14 protein-coding genes and 1 pseudogene are annotated in these 17,175 nt (G+C 70.7%); 6 read left to right on the top strand and 9 right to left on the bottom strand.

Annotation, left to right across the window (positions count from 1 at the left end):
* Nucleotides 1–75: 75 nt before the first annotated feature.
* Nucleotides 76–256, bottom strand: a pseudogene (locus ACZ6QQ_RS14735) (septum site-determining protein Ssd); the annotation flags it as partial.
* 408 nt (nucleotides 257–664) lie between these two features.
* Here ACZ6QQ_RS14735 and ACZ6QQ_RS14730 point away from each other — a divergent pair.
* The gene (locus ACZ6QQ_RS14730; RefSeq protein ID WP_465876647.1) at nucleotides 665–1,711 is read left to right on the top strand and encodes an alpha/beta hydrolase; all 1,047 of its coding nucleotides are present in this window, start codon (nucleotides 665–667) and stop codon (nucleotides 1,709–1,711) included.
* A gap of 404 nt (nucleotides 1,712–2,115) precedes the next feature.
* Nucleotides 2,116–2,934: an HAD family hydrolase gene (locus ACZ6QQ_RS14725; RefSeq protein ID WP_465876645.1), complete on the top strand. Its 819-nt coding sequence runs from the start codon at nucleotides 2,116–2,118 to the stop codon at nucleotides 2,932–2,934.
* 21 nt (nucleotides 2,935–2,955) lie between these two features.
* On the opposite strand, the gene ACZ6QQ_RS14720 is transcribed toward ACZ6QQ_RS14725, so the two are convergent.
* Nucleotides 2,956–3,702: a Fic family protein gene (locus ACZ6QQ_RS14720; protein WP_465876643.1), complete on the bottom strand. Its 747-nt coding sequence runs from the start codon at nucleotides 3,700–3,702 to the stop codon at nucleotides 2,956–2,958.
* Between the two features lie 233 nt (nucleotides 3,703–3,935).
* Between ACZ6QQ_RS14720 and acs the strand changes: the two genes are divergently transcribed.
* Together acs and ACZ6QQ_RS14710 are read left to right on the top strand one after the other, a co-directional pair.
* Nucleotides 3,936–5,900 carry an acetate--CoA ligase gene (acs, locus tag ACZ6QQ_RS14715; RefSeq protein ID WP_465876642.1) on the top strand — a complete coding sequence of 655 codons (1,965 nt, stop codon included), beginning with the start codon at nucleotides 3,936–3,938 and terminating at the stop codon, nucleotides 5,898–5,900.
* Between the two features lie 323 nt (nucleotides 5,901–6,223).
* Nucleotides 6,224–8,557 carry an immune inhibitor A domain-containing protein gene (locus ACZ6QQ_RS14710; RefSeq protein WP_465876641.1) on the top strand — a complete coding sequence of 778 codons (2,334 nt, stop codon included), beginning with the start codon at nucleotides 6,224–6,226 and terminating at the stop codon, nucleotides 8,555–8,557.
* Nucleotides 8,558–8,627: 70 nt separating this feature from the next.
* Here ACZ6QQ_RS14710 and ACZ6QQ_RS14705 read toward each other — a convergent pair whose 3' ends face one another.
* Complete coding sequence (locus ACZ6QQ_RS14705; RefSeq protein WP_465876639.1) at nucleotides 8,628–9,797, bottom strand: C45 family autoproteolytic acyltransferase/hydolase; 1,170 nt, start codon at nucleotides 9,795–9,797, stop codon at nucleotides 8,628–8,630.
* A gap of 135 nt (nucleotides 9,798–9,932) precedes the next feature.
* On the opposite strand from ACZ6QQ_RS14705, the gene ACZ6QQ_RS14700 reads away from it, so the two are divergent.
* Entirely contained in the window at nucleotides 9,933–10,877 is a 945-nt protein-coding gene (locus ACZ6QQ_RS14700) for an alpha/beta fold hydrolase (RefSeq protein WP_465876638.1), read from the top strand.
* Nucleotides 10,878–11,010: 133 nt separating this feature from the next.
* On the opposite strand, the gene ACZ6QQ_RS14695 is transcribed toward ACZ6QQ_RS14700, so the two are convergent.
* The 5 genes from ACZ6QQ_RS14695 to ACZ6QQ_RS14675 all read right to left on the bottom strand — a co-directional run bounded on the left by ACZ6QQ_RS14695 (nucleotide 11,011) and on the right by ACZ6QQ_RS14675 (nucleotide 15,455).
* A complete protein-coding gene (locus ACZ6QQ_RS14695) occupies nucleotides 11,011–11,187 on the bottom strand; it encodes a DUF397 domain-containing protein (RefSeq protein ID WP_465876799.1) in 177 nt (58 codons plus the stop codon).
* 266 nt (nucleotides 11,188–11,453) lie between these two features.
* Nucleotides 11,454–11,963 (bottom strand): hypothetical protein, encoded by a 510-nt coding sequence (locus ACZ6QQ_RS14690; RefSeq protein WP_465876637.1) that lies wholly within the window; start codon nucleotides 11,961–11,963, stop codon nucleotides 11,454–11,456.
* Nucleotides 11,964–12,178: 215 nt separating this feature from the next.
* Nucleotides 12,179–12,616 carry an NUDIX hydrolase gene (locus ACZ6QQ_RS14685; protein ID WP_465876636.1) on the bottom strand — a complete coding sequence of 146 codons (438 nt, stop codon included), beginning with the start codon at nucleotides 12,614–12,616 and terminating at the stop codon, nucleotides 12,179–12,181.
* On the bottom strand, nucleotides 12,616–12,981 hold the full coding sequence (locus ACZ6QQ_RS14680; protein WP_465876635.1) for a hypothetical protein: 366 nt from the start codon (nucleotides 12,979–12,981) through the stop codon (nucleotides 12,616–12,618). The genes ACZ6QQ_RS14685 and ACZ6QQ_RS14680 overlap by 1 nt, the downstream gene beginning before the upstream one ends.
* Nucleotides 12,978–15,455 (bottom strand): SseB family protein, encoded by a 2,478-nt coding sequence (locus tag ACZ6QQ_RS14675; protein ID WP_465876633.1) that lies wholly within the window; start codon nucleotides 15,453–15,455, stop codon nucleotides 12,978–12,980. Before ACZ6QQ_RS14675 ends, ACZ6QQ_RS14680 begins: the two co-directional genes overlap by 4 nt.
* A 153-nt stretch (nucleotides 15,456–15,608) precedes the next feature.
* Here ACZ6QQ_RS14675 and mycP point away from each other — a divergent pair, with 153 nt between their 5' ends.
* Nucleotides 15,609–16,835, top strand: coding sequence for a type VII secretion-associated serine protease mycosin (mycP, locus tag ACZ6QQ_RS14670; RefSeq protein ID WP_465876632.1), 1,227 nt, complete (start codon nucleotides 15,609–15,611; stop codon nucleotides 16,833–16,835).
* A gap of 26 nt (nucleotides 16,836–16,861) precedes the next feature.
* Here mycP and ACZ6QQ_RS14665 read toward each other — a convergent pair whose 3' ends face one another.
* Nucleotides 16,862–17,155: a WXG100 family type VII secretion target gene (locus tag ACZ6QQ_RS14665; RefSeq protein WP_465876631.1), complete on the bottom strand. Its 294-nt coding sequence runs from the start codon at nucleotides 17,153–17,155 to the stop codon at nucleotides 16,862–16,864.
* Between the last annotated feature and the right edge of the window lie 20 nt (nucleotides 17,156–17,175).

Here is a 17,175-nt window from a genome sequence, read left to right as displayed (position 1 = left end):
TCCGGCACCATTGCGACCCACCGGTCCATGACCGCCCACGCAGTATTCTCGTCCGTTGTGGCGTCCCACACCCCCCCCTCCCCCCCCCCCCGACCAGCACCACCCGTGGGCGGCGCGGCAGCCGCGCCCGCAGGCAGGACTGCGCCTGGTCGGCACCGACCAGGACCAGGGGCGCGGCGGCCCAGCGGGGGCGGGCCGCCGCCGGGTCGGCTACCACCTCGACCTCCGTGCCGCCGGCTGCGGCGAGCCGGAGCAGTTCGTCGAGCAGGTCACCGTCCGAGGTCAGGACCAGCGGCAGGCGGGGTCCGGGATGGACCGGGGTACGGGGTGGCATCGGGGTCTCCAGCGGCGGCGTCGGTACAGGCTGACCGGCACACCCTGGAACGCCCGTGCCATCATCGTCCCCACCTCCGGCGCCGCCTGTGGATAACTGTCCCGCCTGTGGAAAACGTCCGGAACCGGGGCTGATCTGCTATGAAAGCCCGGACTTCGGGCCTCAAAACGGACACCGAGCCCGGTTGATCCACAAGCTGGTGCGGAGCGAACCCAACCATCGGCGGGGCACCCGGATATCGATCGCCCGGCCGGTAGACCGGTCGGATTCGGGTACGCGTCGGGAGCAGCCGCCACCGCAGCAGGTTCGCGCTGCGTGAGAGGAGCGACCATGGCTCAGGCAGTCAGCGCCGTCGTACTGGAGCCCGCCGCGCACGAGTTCGCCCGGATGACCTCGCAGCCGCCCTTCCTGCACCAGATCCCACCGAGCGAAGGCCGCGCCAAGCTCACCGATCTCCAGTCCGGTGGCATCGCCCGCCCGGCGGTCGACTCGGAGAACCTGATGGTCCCCGGCGGCCCCGCCGGCCAGGTGCCGGTACGCATCGTGCGTCCACCACACGGCGGCGGATCGGACGGCGGCGGCAGACTGACCGATCGGGTACGCGGCCTGACGCACGACATGAGGCGCTCGCGCGGCACCCAGCGGGCCATACCGGTCATCCTCTACATCCACGGCGGCGGCTGGGTCTTCGGCGACTCCTTCACCCACGACCGGCTGATCCGGGAGATCGCGGTCCAGGCCGACGCGGCCGTGGTCTTCCCGGAGTACAGCCGCTCGCCGGAGGCACAGTTCCCGACGGCGTTGGAGGAGTGTTACGCGGTCGCCGACTGGATCGGCGAACAGGGGCCCGAGTTCGGCCTCGACCCGGCGCGGATCGCGATCGCCGGCGACTCGGCCGGCGCGAACATCGCCGCGGTGATCGCTCTGCTGGCCAGGCAGCGGGGCGGCCCGCAGTTCCGGCACCAGACGCTCTGGTACCCGGTCACCGACGCGAACTTCGACACCGACAGCTACCGGGAGTTCGGCGACGGCTACTACCTGCGACGGGACCAGATGATGTGGTTCTGGGACCAGTACCTGCCCGACACCGGTAGGCGCGACGACCCGATGGCCGCACCGCTACGGGCAAGCATCGACCAGCTCCGGGGCCTGCCGCCGGCCCTGATCGTCACCGAGGAGGCCGACCCGCTGCGCGACGAGGGCGAGGCGTACGCGGCCAAGCTGCGCCGGGCCGGCGTACCGGTCGCCCAGGTCCGCTACCAGGGCATGATCCACGACTTCGTCATGCTCGACACGCTGGCGGCGACCAGCGCCGCCCGCGCCGCCACCGCGCAGGGCGCCCAGACGTTGCGTACGGCACTGCACGACGGCCCTTGACCGCTAGATACGCAGGCGCCGCCCCGGTCCGCCGGACGACCGGGGCGGCGCCCCGCACACCTCGTTTCCGGGCACCGGATAGGCGACGACCCCCGTCGGGGGGAGACGGGGGTCGTCTGGGGGGTTCGGCTCCGGGGGGGTCGAGCCGAACCCACTCAGCGGTCACGGGGGGTGCAACCGCCGAGAGCCTGCCGAGCACACGGGATATGAAAGTGTGTCGCGAAGACAAGCATGCCTGAGCGGACCTGTATACGTCGAGTGGCGCACTCTCCACTCACCGCAAAAACCACGGCCGCTCGACGCGAGCACGCCCCCCACCACCGGCTGCGGGGCCGGGGTGTCCGGGGCCACAGCCGGCCGGGGTGACCCCGCGCACCCGCCGACCATAGACCATCCGGCTAGACTTGCGCGCCGTGGGCCGAAGTGCCGCTTTTTTCGATCTGGACAAGACCGTCATCGCGAAGTCGAGCGCCCTGGCGTTCGGCAAGCCGTTCTACCGGGACGGCCTGATCTCGCGCCGGGACGTGGTCAAGTCCGCGTACGCCCAGCTGATGTTCCGGCTCGGCGGGATGAACGACCAGACGATGGCGCGTACCCGCGACTACCTGGCCGCGCTCACCAAGGGCTGGTCGGTGGACCAGGTCCGCCAGATCGTCGCCGAGACCCTGCACGAATTGATCAACCCTTACGTGTACGCCGAAGCCGCCGCCCTGATCGAGGAGCACCAGGCGGCCGGTCGGGACGTGGTGTTGGTCTCCGCCTCGGGTGAGGAACTGGTCCGGCCGATCGGTGAGCTGCTCGGCGTGACCGACGTGATCGCCACCCGGATGGCGGTGCGCGACGGGCGCTACAGCGGCGACGTGGAGTTCTACGCCGCCGGGGCGGCCAAGGTCAGCGGGGTGGCGGAACTCGCCGAAACGCGCGGTTACGACCTCGCCGAGTCGTACGCGTACTCCGACTCGATCAGCGACCGGCCACTGCTGGAGTGTGTCGGGCACCCCACGGCGGTGAACCCGGACCGGGCACTGCGCAAGCTCGCCACCGAGAACGGCTGGCCGGTGCTGGAGTTCCGGCACCCGATCCCGCTCGGCCGTCGGCTGCGGGAGCGACCGGCGGTGCCGGTGGCCGCCGCCGCGCTCGGGGTCGGGGTCGGGGTGGCGATCGGCATCGCCTGGTACGGCCGGCACCGCCGCACCCGTACCACCACGGCACAGAAGAGCTGACCGCGGCGGCAGGGCCGACGCTCAGGCGGCGGCGAGCACCTCGTCGCCGACCAGGGTGACCTGCTCGGCCCCGAGCTCCACCGCCGTCGCGTAGTGCCGCAGCCAGGAACGCACCCCGTCCGGCGTACCGGTGGCGAAGGCCCCGGCGGCGCCCACGTACTCGGGGGACCGCTCCTGGTGACCCACGTCGACCCCCACCAGGCCCCGTGGGTCGAACCCGCTGGCGAGCAGGGTGAGCCGGGCGGCGGCTCGGGCCACCACCCCGGACGGGCCGGCGAACGGGCGCAGGGCGAGCAGTTCACCGTGCACCACGGCGGCCAGCACCAGCGGATCCACCTTCGTGCCGCCGGTCAGCAGCCCGGCCAGGCCGTCCAGCCGGGCACCGGTCGACGGGTCGGCGACCGGTCGGCCGAGTTCGTGCTCCGGCACCACGTCCCGGGCGGCGAGCACGTGCAGCTTCGCCAGCACCTGTCGGGGTGCCCGGGTCCAGAGGTCGGCCAGGCCGGGCAGCGCACCGGCGACCCGCAACGCGCCCTGGAGCACCGGGTCGGTGACGGTGCCGCCGCGTACGGCTTCGCGCTCGTGCTCGTACCCCTCCAGCGCGGCGCTGGCCACCGCGGACCGGAGGCTGATCTCGGCCGCGACCTGGCCGCCGTGCCGGCGCAGCGCGCGGTGGCGCAGCGCCTGGTCGACCCGCTCGCGGGCCCGGTCGACGGCCGGCCCGACGTCGGCGAGGGTGAGCAGCGGGGCGAGCGGATCGGTGGTCACGCCCCTCACGCTAGCGACCCGCCGGCCGCCCGTCGGCGGCAGCCGGCGCAGCACCCGCGGCCGGGGTGGACCGGCCGGCGCGCGGCGGCGTTCACTCGGCGCGCCGGACCGGCCAGCGACCCAACCTGCGCTCGCACCCATGGTGAGGGCGCCGTTAACCTCCTACCGAGACGCATCTCACGCTGACCCCGAGGAGCCCCACCGATGAGCGAACAGATGAGCGAGCACCGCGCATGAGCGAGACCCTGGCGAACCTGTTGCAGGAGACGCGGGAGTTCCCGCCCCCGGCGGAGCTGGCCGCCGCCGCCAACGTCACCGCCGCCGCGTACGCCGAGGCCGCCGACGACCGGCTCGCCTTCTGGGCGCAGCAGGCCCACCGGCTGGACTGGGCCAAGCCGTGGGACGAGGTCCTGGACTGGTCGAACCCGCCGTTCGCCAAGTGGTTCGTCGGCGGGGAACTCAACGTCGCCTACAACTGTCTCGACCGGCACGTGGCGGCCGGTCGCGGCGACAAGGTCGCCATCCACTGGGAGGGCGAGCCCGGCGACACCCGCACCCTCACCTACGCCGACCTGCACCGGCTGACCTGCCAGGCGGCGAACGCCCTGACCGACCTGGGCGTCACCGCCGGTGACCGGGTCGCGATCTACCTGCCGATGATCCCGGAGGCCGCGGTCGCGATGCTGGCCTGCGCCCGGATCGGCGCCACCCACAGCGTCGTCTTCGGCGGCTTCTCCGCCGACGCGCTGAGCAACCGGATCCAGGATGCCAGCGCCAAGGTGGTGATCACCGCCGACGGCGGTTACCGGCGGGGCAAGCCGTCGGCGCTCAAGCCGACCGTGGACGAGGCGGTCGCCGCCTCCTCGACGATCGAGCACGTGCTGGTGGTCCGGCGGACCGGCCAGGAGGTGGCCTGGACCGACAGGGACCACTGGTGGCACGAGACCGTGGAGACCGCGTCGGCCGAGCACACCGCCGCCGCGTTCGACGCCGAGCACCCGCTGTTCATCCTCTACACCAGCGGTACGACCGCCCGCCCGAAGGGCATCCTGCACACCACCGGCGGTTACCTGACCCAGGCGGCGTACACCCATCACGCGGTGTTCGACCTGAAGCCGGAGACGGACGTCTACTGGTGCACCGCCGACATCGGCTGGGTCACCGGACACTCGTACATCGTGTACGGCCCGCTGGCCAACGGCGCCACCCAGGTCATGTACGAGGGCACCCCGGACACCCCGCACAAGGGCCGGTTCTGGGAGATCGTCGACAGGTACGGCGTCAGCATCCTCTACACCGCCCCGACGCTGATCCGCACCATGATGAAGTGGGGCGACGACATCCCGCAGGGTTACGACCTGTCGTCGCTGCGGGTGCTCGGCAGCGTCGGTGAGCCGATCAACCCCGAGGCGTGGATGTGGTACCGGGAGCACGTCGGCCGGGGCACGTCCCCGATCGTCGACACCTGGTGGCAGACCGAGACCGGCGCCATCATGATCTCGCCACTGCCGGGGGTGACCGCCACCAAGCCGGGCAGCGCCATGTCCCCGCTGCCGGGCATCAGCGCCGACGTGGTCGACGACCAGGGCGAGTCGGTGCCGAACGGCGGTGGCGGTTACCTGGTGCTGCGTGAGCCGTGGCCGTCGATGCTGCGCACCATCTGGGGCGACGACGAGCGTTTCGTCGAGACGTACTGGTCCCGGTTCCAGGGGATGTACTTCGCCGGTGACGGGGCGAAGAAGGACGCCGACGGGCACCTGTGGCTGCTCGGCCGGGTGGACGACGTGATGCTGGTGTCCGGGCACAACATCTCCACCACCGAGGTCGAGTCGGCGCTCGTCTCGCACCCGTCGGTGGCCGAGGCGGCGGTCGTCGGTGCCACCGACCCGACCACCGGGCAGGCGATCGTGGCGTTCACCATCCCGCGCGGCAACGTCGACACCTCGGGCGAGGCCGGCGAGGCGCTCATCACCGAGCTGCGCAACCACGTCGCCCGTACGCTCGGGCCGATCGCGAAGCCTCGGCAGATCATGCTCGTACCGGAGCTGCCGAAGACCCGGTCGGGCAAGATCATGCGTCGGTTGCTACGGGACGTGGCCGAAAACCGTTCACTCGGTGACGTCACCACGCTCCAGGATTCGTCGGTGATGGAGATGATTTCGTCGGGCCTGCAGTCCGGCAAGTCCGACGAGGACTGATACCGGCACCACGAAAGACCCGATGGGCGCGGCTCCCCGAGGAGCCGCGCCCATTTGCGTACCCGCGACTGCGTTCGGTGACCATCGGGACCGATCGCTGTCAAGACGGCCGATTCCGCGTCGCTGAATATTCCGACGCTTGCCCCACCTGGCCTGAGTCCGGGTAAACATCGCAGCACCATCGATCCGTGACTCGTGACATCGCCGCATCTATCTGCAAAGGTAGTCACGATCATGAGTGACAGGTGTCGTGCCCTGCGCCGAGTTCCTGTCACATTCCACGAAGGGAGGAGGACCCTTTGAGGAGAGACGTCAAAGCAGGCATGGCGAGCGTTGCCGCAGCCGTCCTGGCGGCTGGTTTCGTTTCCGTTCCGGCGTACGGCGCCCCCAAGCCGTCGCCCACGTCCGCACGGGTCACCGGCGCCGATCAGGACCCCACGGCGGTGCACCGCGAGGACAACCTGCCCCACCCGCTCGGCGACCAGCAGGACGCCCTGCGCCGCGAGGCGATCGCCGACCTGCTCTCCGGCAAGTCGGCCCCGCAGCAGCGCAACGGCTCCGAGGTCGTCAGGGTCAAGGGCAACCGCTGGGTCGAGGTGAAGAAGAAGCCGGCCAAGGTCGACCCGATCTTCTCCATCCTGGTGGAGTTCGGCGACCAGGTGAACCCGCTCTACGGCGGCGACGCCGGCCCCAAGCACAACCAGATCGAGGAACCGGACCGCAACTGGAACGGGGACGCGACCGACAACAACACCACGGTCTGGCAGGAGAACTTCAACCGCCAGAGCTACCTGGACCTGATGTACTCCAAGACGAAGGAGTCGATGGCCTCCTTCTACCTGGACCAGTCCGGGGGCAAGTACACCGTCGGTGGCGACGTCAGCGACTGGGTCACCGTGCCGTACAACGAGGCGCGCTACGGCAGCAACAACGTCGTGGAGAGCGAGGGCGAGGTCTACTGGCCGTTCGTCGAGGACACCGCGCAGGCGTGGTACGACTCGCAGCTCGCGGCCGGCAAGACCAAGGCCCAGATCACCGAGTACCTGAAGCAGTTCGACATCTGGGACCGGTACGACTTCGACGGTGACGGCAACTTCAACGAGCCGGACGGCTACATCGACCACTTCCAGGCGATCCACGCCGGTGAGGGCGAAGAGGCCGGCGGCGGTGCCCAGGGTGAGGACGCGATCTGGTCGCACCGCTGGTACGCCTACCCGACCCGGATGGGTGACACCGGCCCGTCGTACAACGAGCGGGGCGGCGTGCCGCTGGGCGACTCCGGGATCTGGATCGGTGACTACACCACCGAGCCGGAGAACGGTGGCCTGGGTGTGTTCGCCCACGAGTTCGGCCACGACCTCGGTCTGCCGGACCTGTACGACACCACCAACCGCGCCGAGAACGGCACCGGATTCTGGTCGGTGATGTCCGGCGGCTCGTGGCTGAACAAGGGCGGCGACAACATCGGCTCCACCCCGGGCTACATGGGCCCGTGGGAGAAGCTGTTCCTCGGCTGGCTCGACTACAAGGTGGTCAACCAGGGCGAGGGGACGAAGTACGAGATCCTCGGCCCGGCGGGTGACAACAACGGTCCGCTGTCGCAGGCCGTGGTGGTCAACCTGCCCACCGCCCGCAAGTACATCGAGTACAACACCCCCACCTCCGGTGTGAACGAGTGGTGGACCGGCAGCGCCGACGACCTGGACATCAAGCTGACCAGGGACCTCGACCTGACCGGTGCCACCTCGGCGGCGGTGACCACCAAGGCGTGGTACGACATCGAGGAGGGCTACGACTTCCTCTTCGCCCAGGTGTCGGTCGACGGTGGGCAGAAGTGGATCCAGGTCGGTGACCGGATCGACGGCAACTCCGGCGGCTGGCAGGACCTGAGCTGGGACCTGACGCCGTACGCCGGCCAGAACGTCAAGTTCCGGTTCCGTTACTACACCGACGGCGGTTACCACCTGGCGGGCGCCTTCCTCGACGACATCAAGCTGTTGAAGAACGGCGCGGTGGCGTGGAGCGACGACGTCGAGTCCGGTGACAACGGTTGGACGCCCGCCGGCTGGAGCCGCTTCGGCGGCACCGTGGACGAGCAGGTGCCGCGCTTCTACATCGCGGAGAACCGGCAGTACGTCGGGTACGACAAGGGGCTCAAGGTCGGCCCGTACAACTACGGCTGGACGAACACCAAGCCGGACTGGGTCGAGCGGTTCCCGTACCAGGACGGTCTGTTGATCTGGCAGGTCGACTACAGCCAGGAGGACAACAACACCTCGTCCCACCCGGGTCAGGGTCTGGTGTTGCCGATCGACGCGCGGCCGACGCCGATCGCCTGGCCGGGCACCTGCGCGGTGACGCCGTACAACCCGCAGGGGCTGTGCCTGCTGGCCAACCGGCGGCAGCCGTTCGACGCGACCTTCGGTCGGCAGAAGACCGACGCGTTGACCCTGCACCGGCTCGGCGTTCCGTTGGCGATCCCGTCGAAGCCGGGCATCCCGACGTTCGACGACTCGGACCCGAACCGCTACTGGTCCGCGGCGAACCCGACCGGCTCGGTCAAGGTCGCCGGCACCGGCACCAAGATCGAGGTGGTGCTGGAGCTCGGTCTGCCGATCGGCACCAGCCTGATCAAGGTGAGCACGCCGAGAGGCTGACACCTGACTGGTGAGCACAAGGGGGCCGGTGCCGCGTACTGCGGCACCGGCCCCTCTCGCTGGTCGGACCTCAGCGGGTGAGGCTCAGCCAGCCGTACTCGTGGCCGCACGGCGGCCCGGCGGCGATGCCCAGCCGCAGGTCGTCCAGGTCGAGCAGGACGGAGTAGACGGTCTCGGACCGGTCCGCCACCGCGTCGCGCTCGTCCACGTGCCGGCAGATGGCGTGCGGGAAACTGGCGTGGTCACCGAAGAGTTCGGCCAGGTCGTTCTCGGTCACCTTCTGCCGAAGGGCGGCCGGCGTGAGCAGTCGCCGGGCCCGCGCCGAGCGGAACATCGACGAGCCGCCGAAGTCCTTCATGGTGTCGTGCACCCGTACCCCGGACTCCAGATGGTTGGCGTGCGTCAGCAGGCCGTCGGCCGGGTGCAGCCAGCCCGCGTCACCGGGTACGAGTTCCAGGTCGATGAGTTCGCCACCGGCCTCGCCGGCCTGCCCGAGCAGCAGGTTGATGGAACTGTTCCGGGTACCCCGCATCGCCGCCTTGAACGCCCCCGCCAGGCTGTCCGCCTCCAGCGCCGCCCGCAGCAGCACGTGGTACGGCACACCGGGCGGCGTACCGTCGGTGGGTAGGCCGTCGCGGTCGCAGCCGAGCATGTTGACGCAGACCCCGACCCCGGCGGAGTTGAGCCCGGTCTTCGCCAGCATGCCCGCCTCGGCCAGCGCGAGTACGGTCAGTCCCCGCTCGTCGCGGGTGGCGAGCAGCACCATCGCCTCCCGCTGGTCCGGATGCCAGTCCCAGTTCTGCCCCAGCAGCAGGTTGCCGCTGGCGGTGTGGGTGCCGAGGACCCCGGCCACGGTGCAGCCGCCGTCCCGTCCGTCCACCGCCGCCGTGGCCGCCGGGCCGCCCGCCGTCGTGCTCCCGAAAATCAGCTCGGTCCGGGCGTTGAGCGCGTAGATCTCGCCCACCTCGACCCCGGCTCCCTCGGCCACCCCGTCGAGCATCTGCGCGACCCGTGGGTGCAACTGCACGGTCGTACGCCGGAACGCCTCACCGGCCACCCGTACGGCGGCCCGGTCGAGTCCCGCCTCCAGTCGGAAGCGGCGCAGGTAGAGGTCGAGGTTCGCGGCGATCAGTGTGCGGGCGGCGACGCCGTACTCGAAGCCGCAGCGCTCGGGGGTGCCCTGCACCCGGATCACCGGCACCGGCAGGTAGGCGAAGGTTCCGTCGTCGGCGGAAATCATGCCCGCACCATATCCGCACCGGTCGAACAGGTTCACCCGGAAAATTCGACGCCGTTTCCGTGACATCCCCGACGATCCCCTGATCTGTGCCGCCGTACGGGACGCAGGTGCAGGTCCGGGGCCTAGGCTGTGCGAATGAGCGATCAGCGAGGCGGTGGCCGGGAGCCGGCCGTCGACGAATCCCGTGTGCTGGTGGACGGCCCCTGGACGCATCGCTTCGTCGGCGCCAACGGCAGCAGGTTCCACGTCGTCGAGGCGGGCAGCGGCCCGCTGGTGCTCTTCCTGCACGGTTTCCCGGAATTCTGGTGGGCCTGGCACGAGATGCTGCCCGCCGTGGCGGACGCCGGCTACCGGGCGGTCGCGGTCGATCTGCGCGGTTACGGCGCGAGCGACAAACCACCCCGGGGGTACGACGGTTACACGCTCGCCGCCGACGTCGCCGGCCTGATCCGGGGGCTCGGTGAACGTTCCGCCGTGGTGGTCGGCGCCGGTTTCGGCGGCATGGTCGGCTGGACCACCGCCGCGTTCCATCCTGGTCTGGTCCGCCGGCTGGTGGTGCTCGGCGCACCGCACCCGCTGCGGCTGCGTACCGCCGTCTTCGCCGACCCGCGTGGGCAGTTCCGGGCGGCGACGCCGACGCTGAAGTTCCAGCTCCCCCGCTACGAGCACATACTGACCAAGGACAACGCGGCCCTGGTCGGCCACTTCCTGCGCCGGTGGGGCGGCGAGCGGTGGGTGGCCAGTGCCGGTTTCGAGGCGTACGCGGACCGCTGCCGGGAGGCGATGCGGATCCCGCAGGCGGCGTTCTGCGCCCTGGAGGGTTACCGCTGGGCGTTCCGTTCGGTGCTGCGGTTGCAGGGCTACCGGTTCGTCCGGCTGATGCAGGAGCCGCTGGTCACACCGACTCTCCAGCTGCACGGTGCCGACGACCGGGGCGTGTTGCCACGGACCGCCCAGGGCTCCGGCCGATACGTGACCGCCGCGTACGAGTGGCGCCTGTTGGACGGGGTGGGTCACTTCCCGCACCTGGAGGCGCCGGACCTGGTGCTCGGGGAGATCCTCCGCTGGGCCAAGTCCTGAACGACGTCCCACAAGAAGGAGTCATCCTCTGGAGTGCACCTCGGGGAGCACTCGGAGGACGACGTCTTCTCGTAGTCGTCGTTAGTGCTGCTTTGCCAGGCTGACGGACGCGCGCCACGCCCGGGGCCGAAGCTCAGGGCCGGGCCGGACGGGTCCTTGCTGTCCCACACGCCACGACGCCGGGCCTGTCCACGACCTCGACGCAGTCGTCGCCGCCGGTGCCACTGCGGGTGGACCTACGCCAGGCGGCGCCGGGCAGGTCCCTGGCTTCACCAACCGGCGGCAGCTCGCCCCGGGCGCAACTCCCCAACGATGAATTCGGCAAGTGGACCCGGTACGTCAGTCATTCAGCTTGCCCCAAACCATGAGGTCAACTATTCACGCCACCGCGCGCGTACTCCTGATCGCGCGGCAGCGACCCCGTTGCCATCCGAGGGTGGGCGTATCCATAGGAGACTGTCAGCAATAAAGCTGCTCGAAGTTGTCGGGCCACCATGATCCCGAAGAGTTCGGCCGGCTATAGCGAGCCGACCTCTCCGGGATCATGAGGCGACGCGGCACTAACAACGGGGTGGATCAGCCGACGATGAGCGAGCACCTGCTCGGGTTGGTATTCGGAGTGGCCCAACCCAGACACACCCACACGGCGGGAGAGCTGCCACCCACCCATGACGGCTGAGAGATGGAAGCTCCCGTGGAGGTGGAAGTGTCGTCGGTGGCGTAGTGCCCCGACTCGTACCTGTCCACGCCGATGTAATAGGTGGCCCAGGCGCGGGCCGCATAGCCATCCGCCTTCTGGTCCTTGACGTAGTTGTAGTAGCTGGTGTCCAGGCGGTAGCTCAGATTCTCGTAGCAGATCTTGGCCCCGGCCGTCGCGCCGAGTCCACCGGTCGGGCTCGTCACGCTGGTCGATCCCGTCCAGCAGGTGGCGGCGCTGGCAGCAGACGGGGCGACCAGTACGGCCGTCGCCACGAACACGACTCCGACGACGATCCGGAGCATCGTCGATCCCAGGTGACGCCGCCCGGACGGAACGGAAGCGTCGGGCGCGATCAGTGCACGGACTGCGGGCAGTCTCTTTTCCATGTTGCCACCTTTCGATCGCGGGTAGCGATCATGAGTGGCGCCCGAGACAAGATGGCTTGCACTGGCAGACACGATTCATACGTCAAGGGCGCACGAGATGCCCGATCGAGGATTCTCGATCGAGTTGATGAGACGAATTTTGGTCGCGTACCGCACCGTCGGGCAATCGAAAAGCTGTACGGGACAATCCCGTACAGCGCCGGTGGGTCGTTGCGCTAGCGGATCAGCGCGCTGTACTGCGGGGAGGCGAGGAAACGGCCGACGACGTCGGCGACGCCGGGCGGCATCTGCCGGTCGTCCAGTTCGGCCGGGGACAGGAACATCATCGCGGCGCCCTCGCCGAGGACCACCTGGTCCTGCCGGGCCAGGGTGGGGGCATAGAAGGTGTACCAGTAGCCGTCGTCGTTCAGCGCCGGCCCGCTCCAGAACAGCCGCAACGCGCCGTCGTCGACCCGCAGGCCGGTCTCCTCCAGCAACTCCCGGTGGGCCGCCTGCTCGGGTGTCTCACCCGGCTCGACGTGTCCACCGGGGATACCCCACTGGTTGGGATGCCGAGGGGCGTACTGGTCGCGCAGTTGCATCAGCAGCGCCCCGGTCGGGTCCACCAGGAGCACACCGGCGTGCTCCTGGACCGAACCGGGGGCGGTTGCCATCAGGCGCGTTGCTCGCGCAGGTCGGTGACCTCGGCGGCGGGCGCCCACCCCTGGTAGACGCCGAAGTCGAACGCCTCCAGGCCCATCGCCTCGGCGACCGGCCAGCGCCCACCGGTGTACTCCACCCGCAGCCAACTGTCGTGTTGGGCCAGCACGATGAACGGCTCGCCCTTCCACCAGCAGGTGGTACGCACGTACGCCAGTTCCTCGACCTCGACCGCCGGCACCACCCGGACGAACCGCCCCGGCCTGACCTCGGTGAATCCGTCCGCCGGTCCGGCCTGGTAGAGCCGGACCTCGTCCTGGTCCGGGCTGACCTCGTATTCGTGGCCGCGCCACCGGGCGACGTACCCGTCGCGCATCACGGTGCCTCCACCCGCTGCCAGCTCGGCGCGTCACCGTCGAAGGTGGCGACGAGCGTTTCGGTGCCGTCCGAGCCGAGCCGCCACAGCTCGGCGCCGTGCGGCAGCCGGGCACTGTCCACCTTGAACTCCGCCACCACGTCACTGCTCTCACCGGGGGCGAAGCCGTTGCCCCGGAACGGCGCCCGCTCGATCACCCAGCCCTCCATCGCCCGCATCGCCGCCTCGTTCTGGCCGCCGTACGGGATCCGGTACAGACTCGGCCGGTACGCCGGCCAGCGCAGCACGTAGATCTCGTCGGCGTCGCGGGCGAACGGTGAGCCGGCGTACCCGAGCCCGAGCGCGGCGTGCAGCTTGGCCGGGGTGTTGAGGTGTGCCACCTCCGGGGCCCGGTGCACGAAACCGGAGACCCGGTCGTAGCCGCGTTCGAGGTAGTAGATGACCTGGCTCGGGGCGATCGTCTTCTGCATCATCGTCGGCCGGCCCGGATCCTCCTGTGCCGGCGCGTACGTCACTCGGGGAGTCTCCTCGACCGGTGACTCCGTCGGCTCGACCACGCCGGTGTCGTCACCGAGGCCCACCTCGGCCGCCCAGTTGGCGAGCGCCACGATCTGCGTACCGGGCAGTTTGGCGCCGACCGGGGTGCCGGGGTTCACCGCGAACGACCACTCCATGTCCGGCCATCTGCGGATCACCTGCACGAACTTGACGCTGATCGTCTCGATCGGGATCACCAGGTGGTCCGCGATCCGCTCCGGCGAGGTGAACACCACGACGTACGTCTCGCCGTCCATCCGCTCGGTGTTCCAGACGAATCCCTCGTCACCGGGTCGGCTGCCCGGTACGGCGGCGGCCGAGACCGGCAGCAGCACCCTGGCCAGCAGCAGCGTGGACAGGAAGGTGTCCGTGCTGCCGTCACCGGCGGCGGCGAGCAGACTCTCCTCGACGTCGTTGGCGGGAATGAAGTCCGGCGGCAGGGCCGGGCTCGCCGCGACCGGCTCCGGTTCGGGTTCCGCCGCCACCACGTCGGGGTACGCCGACGAGTAGTCCGGGTACGCCGACGCGGCTGCCGACTCCGTGCCGGGCGCGTAGTCGGGGTACGCCGACTGCTCCGTGACCGGCGCGTAGTCCCCGGTCACCGGTTCGACGGGCGGGTAGCCGGCGGTGGTCGGGGTGTAGGCGGCGGCCGGGTCCACCTGCTGCACCGCCGGCTCGGCCGGGGCGTAGTCGGCGGCACCGTGGCCGACCGAGGTGTAATCGTCGGCGGGCGCGTAGTCCGTCACCGAATCGGCGGCAGGTGCGTAGGCAGCGACCGGTTCGGTGGCGGGGGGATGGTTCGTGACCGGGTCGTCGGCGGGGGCGTAGTCAGCGAAGGCCGGGTCGGCTGCGGGCAGCTCGGCGAAGGTCGACTCGGTGGGGGCGTACTGGGCCGGCGTCGCTTCGACCGGCGACTCGACCGGCCCGGACCGGGTCGGCAACGGTCGGGCGAAGGTGGGTGGGCCGGCCAGTGTGGACTCGAAGTCGACCGGAGCGGCCGCCGGCGGCGGGAGCGCCATGGTCGCCTCGGCCTCGACGAACTGACCGGAGTTGGGCGTGATCGCCGGCAACCTGGTCGTGCCGGCGTCCGGCGACAGGGCCTGACCGGTCGACTTCGCGGCGGCGGCGTACCAGCCGGAGAGTTCCTGGGTCACGGCGGCAGCGGCGGGGGGCGTCGTCAGGGCTGCGGGCGGAACCCTGGGCTGACGGGGGGCGGCGGTGAAGAAGTCCGGTCGCCCCTCCGGAGCCGTTGCCCCGCGCCCGTTACCGGGACCGGTGGGGCCGTGACCGGCACCGACGCCACCGCTCGGGTCGTACGCCGACGCCGGGGCGAAGCCGCCGTACTCCGGACGCGGGCCGGGGTGGCCGCCGTTCGCACCGTCGGCGGTCGGCTGCCGTACCGGAAGGGGTGACTGCGGGTCCGCAGCCGCCGCCGGCAGCGCCTCGGTGGCCTGCTCGTGTGGCGGGCGACCCGGCACGACCGCCGTCGCCCGAGCCCGTGCGGCGCTCTCGGCCCGCTCCAACCGGGCGCGGGCACCGATGGTGCGCCCCGGCAACCGGACGTCGCCCCGGGCGAGTTGCGAGACGAACCAGGCGGGCAGATATCCCTCGACCGGCAGGCCCGGGTTCACCGCCAGCCACCACTCCAGGTTCGGCCAGTTACCGGCCAACTCGTGGTACGGCGTCCGCCGGGTCGAACCCGCGTTCTCGCCGAGACAGGCGCGCAACGCGTTGACGGAGGTGAACGCGAGTACGTGCGTGCGACCGCTGGTGGTCCAGGTGCCCCAACCCATCGGCGCGTGCCCGGCCAGCGCGTTCGCGGATACGGGTAACAGCAGCTCGGTGCGGGCGAGAATCCGGAAGTAGCGCTCCTGGTCATTCGCGCGGAGCGCGTCCCGCATTGCCGCCTCGGCCTCGGTGGCCGGCTCCCATTCCGTCACGGCCACCTTCCTTTCCACGAAGAGGCCACAGGCATCGCGTACAACCTACAAGGTTGGAACAAGATCACGATGTCAGGCCGGCGGTGGGTGCCGTACCCGGTGGCACACGGATAACATCCGGTCGCGAAACCGACACACATTCGGAGGCGGACGATGCCGGGCCGGAGATTACGTCTCGCACTCACGTACGCGGCCCTGGCGGCGATCGTGTTGCCCGCCGGCCCCGCCGCAGCGGCCGCACCGCTGTCGGTGACCCGTCGGGCCGCACCCGACTGCGAGACCAGGGCCACCCCCGCCACCTTCGTGCCCGACGAACCGTGGGCCCAGCGGCGCTACCCGCCGGATCGGCTCGCCCCGCTCGCCACCGGCGCCGGGGTCACCGTCGCCGTCATCGACTCCGGGGTCGACGCCGACCATCCCCAGCTGCGCGGACGGGTCGCCGACGGTGATGACCTGCTCGACTCCGGCGGGGACGGGACCGACGACTGTGTCTACCACGGCACCGCCGTGGCCAGCATCATCGCCGCCACCCCGCGCGACGGCGTCCGCTTCCGGGGACTCGCCCCACAGGCCAGGATCCTGCCCGTACGGATCAGCGAACAGCAGGACCTCGGCGACAGTCAGAGGCAACGCACGGTCACCCAGCAGGGATTCGCCCAGGCGATCCGGTGGGCGGTCGACCACGACGCCGATGTACTCAACCTCTCCGTGGTGCTCTACGAGGACAACCCGGCCGTACGCGCCGCGATCGCCTACGCGATCGAACGGAACGTGGTGGTGGTCGCCGCAGCGGGCAACCGGTACGAGGAGGGCAACCCGCGCCCGTACCCCGCCTCCTACGACGGGGTGCTGGGCGTCGGCGCGATCGACGAGAACGGCGTACGGGCCCCGTTCTCGCAGACCGGCCCGTGGGTGGACCTGGTCGCGCCCGGCGTCGGGGTGCTGGCCGCCACCGCCGGCCCAGGACACAGCCGGCACGACGGCACCAGTTACGCGACACCGTTCGCCGCGGCCACCGCCGCGCTGCTGCGGCAGTACCAGCCGCAACTGCCGGCGACCGAGGTGGTCGCCCGGATCGTCGCCAGCACCGATCCGGCACCGGACGGTGGGCGGGGCGACGCGTACGGCAGCGGCGTGCTCAACCCGTACCGCGCGCTCACCGACACCCGGCCCGCCGGGGCGGCGCCGACGGCCGCGGCGCTGCCGGCGGAGCAGGCCGATCCGGTGGCCGTCGCGGCGCGGCAGCGACGCGACGAGGCCGGCGAGCGGTCGCTCTGGGTCGCCGGGGTGGCCGGCGGCCTGGCCGTGCTCGCCCTGTTCCTGGCCGTGGTGGTGCCCCGGGGCATGCGGCGGGGCTGGCAGCCGGCCGGGCGCGGGTAGCGACGCCGGCCGGTCCGCCGAGCCGCCTACTGGAACAGGCTGGTGTTCTTCTTCTCGGTGCTCTGGTAGTCGGCCGCCGAGTCGTCGACCGCGATCTTGATGTCCCGGAGCATGCTCTTGAGGTCCTGCGAGGCCGAACGCCAGGCGGCCTGGCGCTGCTCGTAGGCCTCCTTCGCCTCACCGTTCCAGGTGGCCACCAGCGGTGCGGCGTCGCGCTCCAGCTGGCCGAGCTGCGAGTCGAGCGTGTTCAGCGCCCGCTGGATGTCCGCGCTCGCCTGCTGCAACGCGGTGAAACTGACGACAAGTACGCCATCGTTCATCGGATTCGTCCTCCCCCGAA

Source organism: Micromonospora sp. NPDC049529 (assembly GCF_055586685.1).
This window is presented reverse-complemented; position numbering and strand designations above follow the sequence as displayed.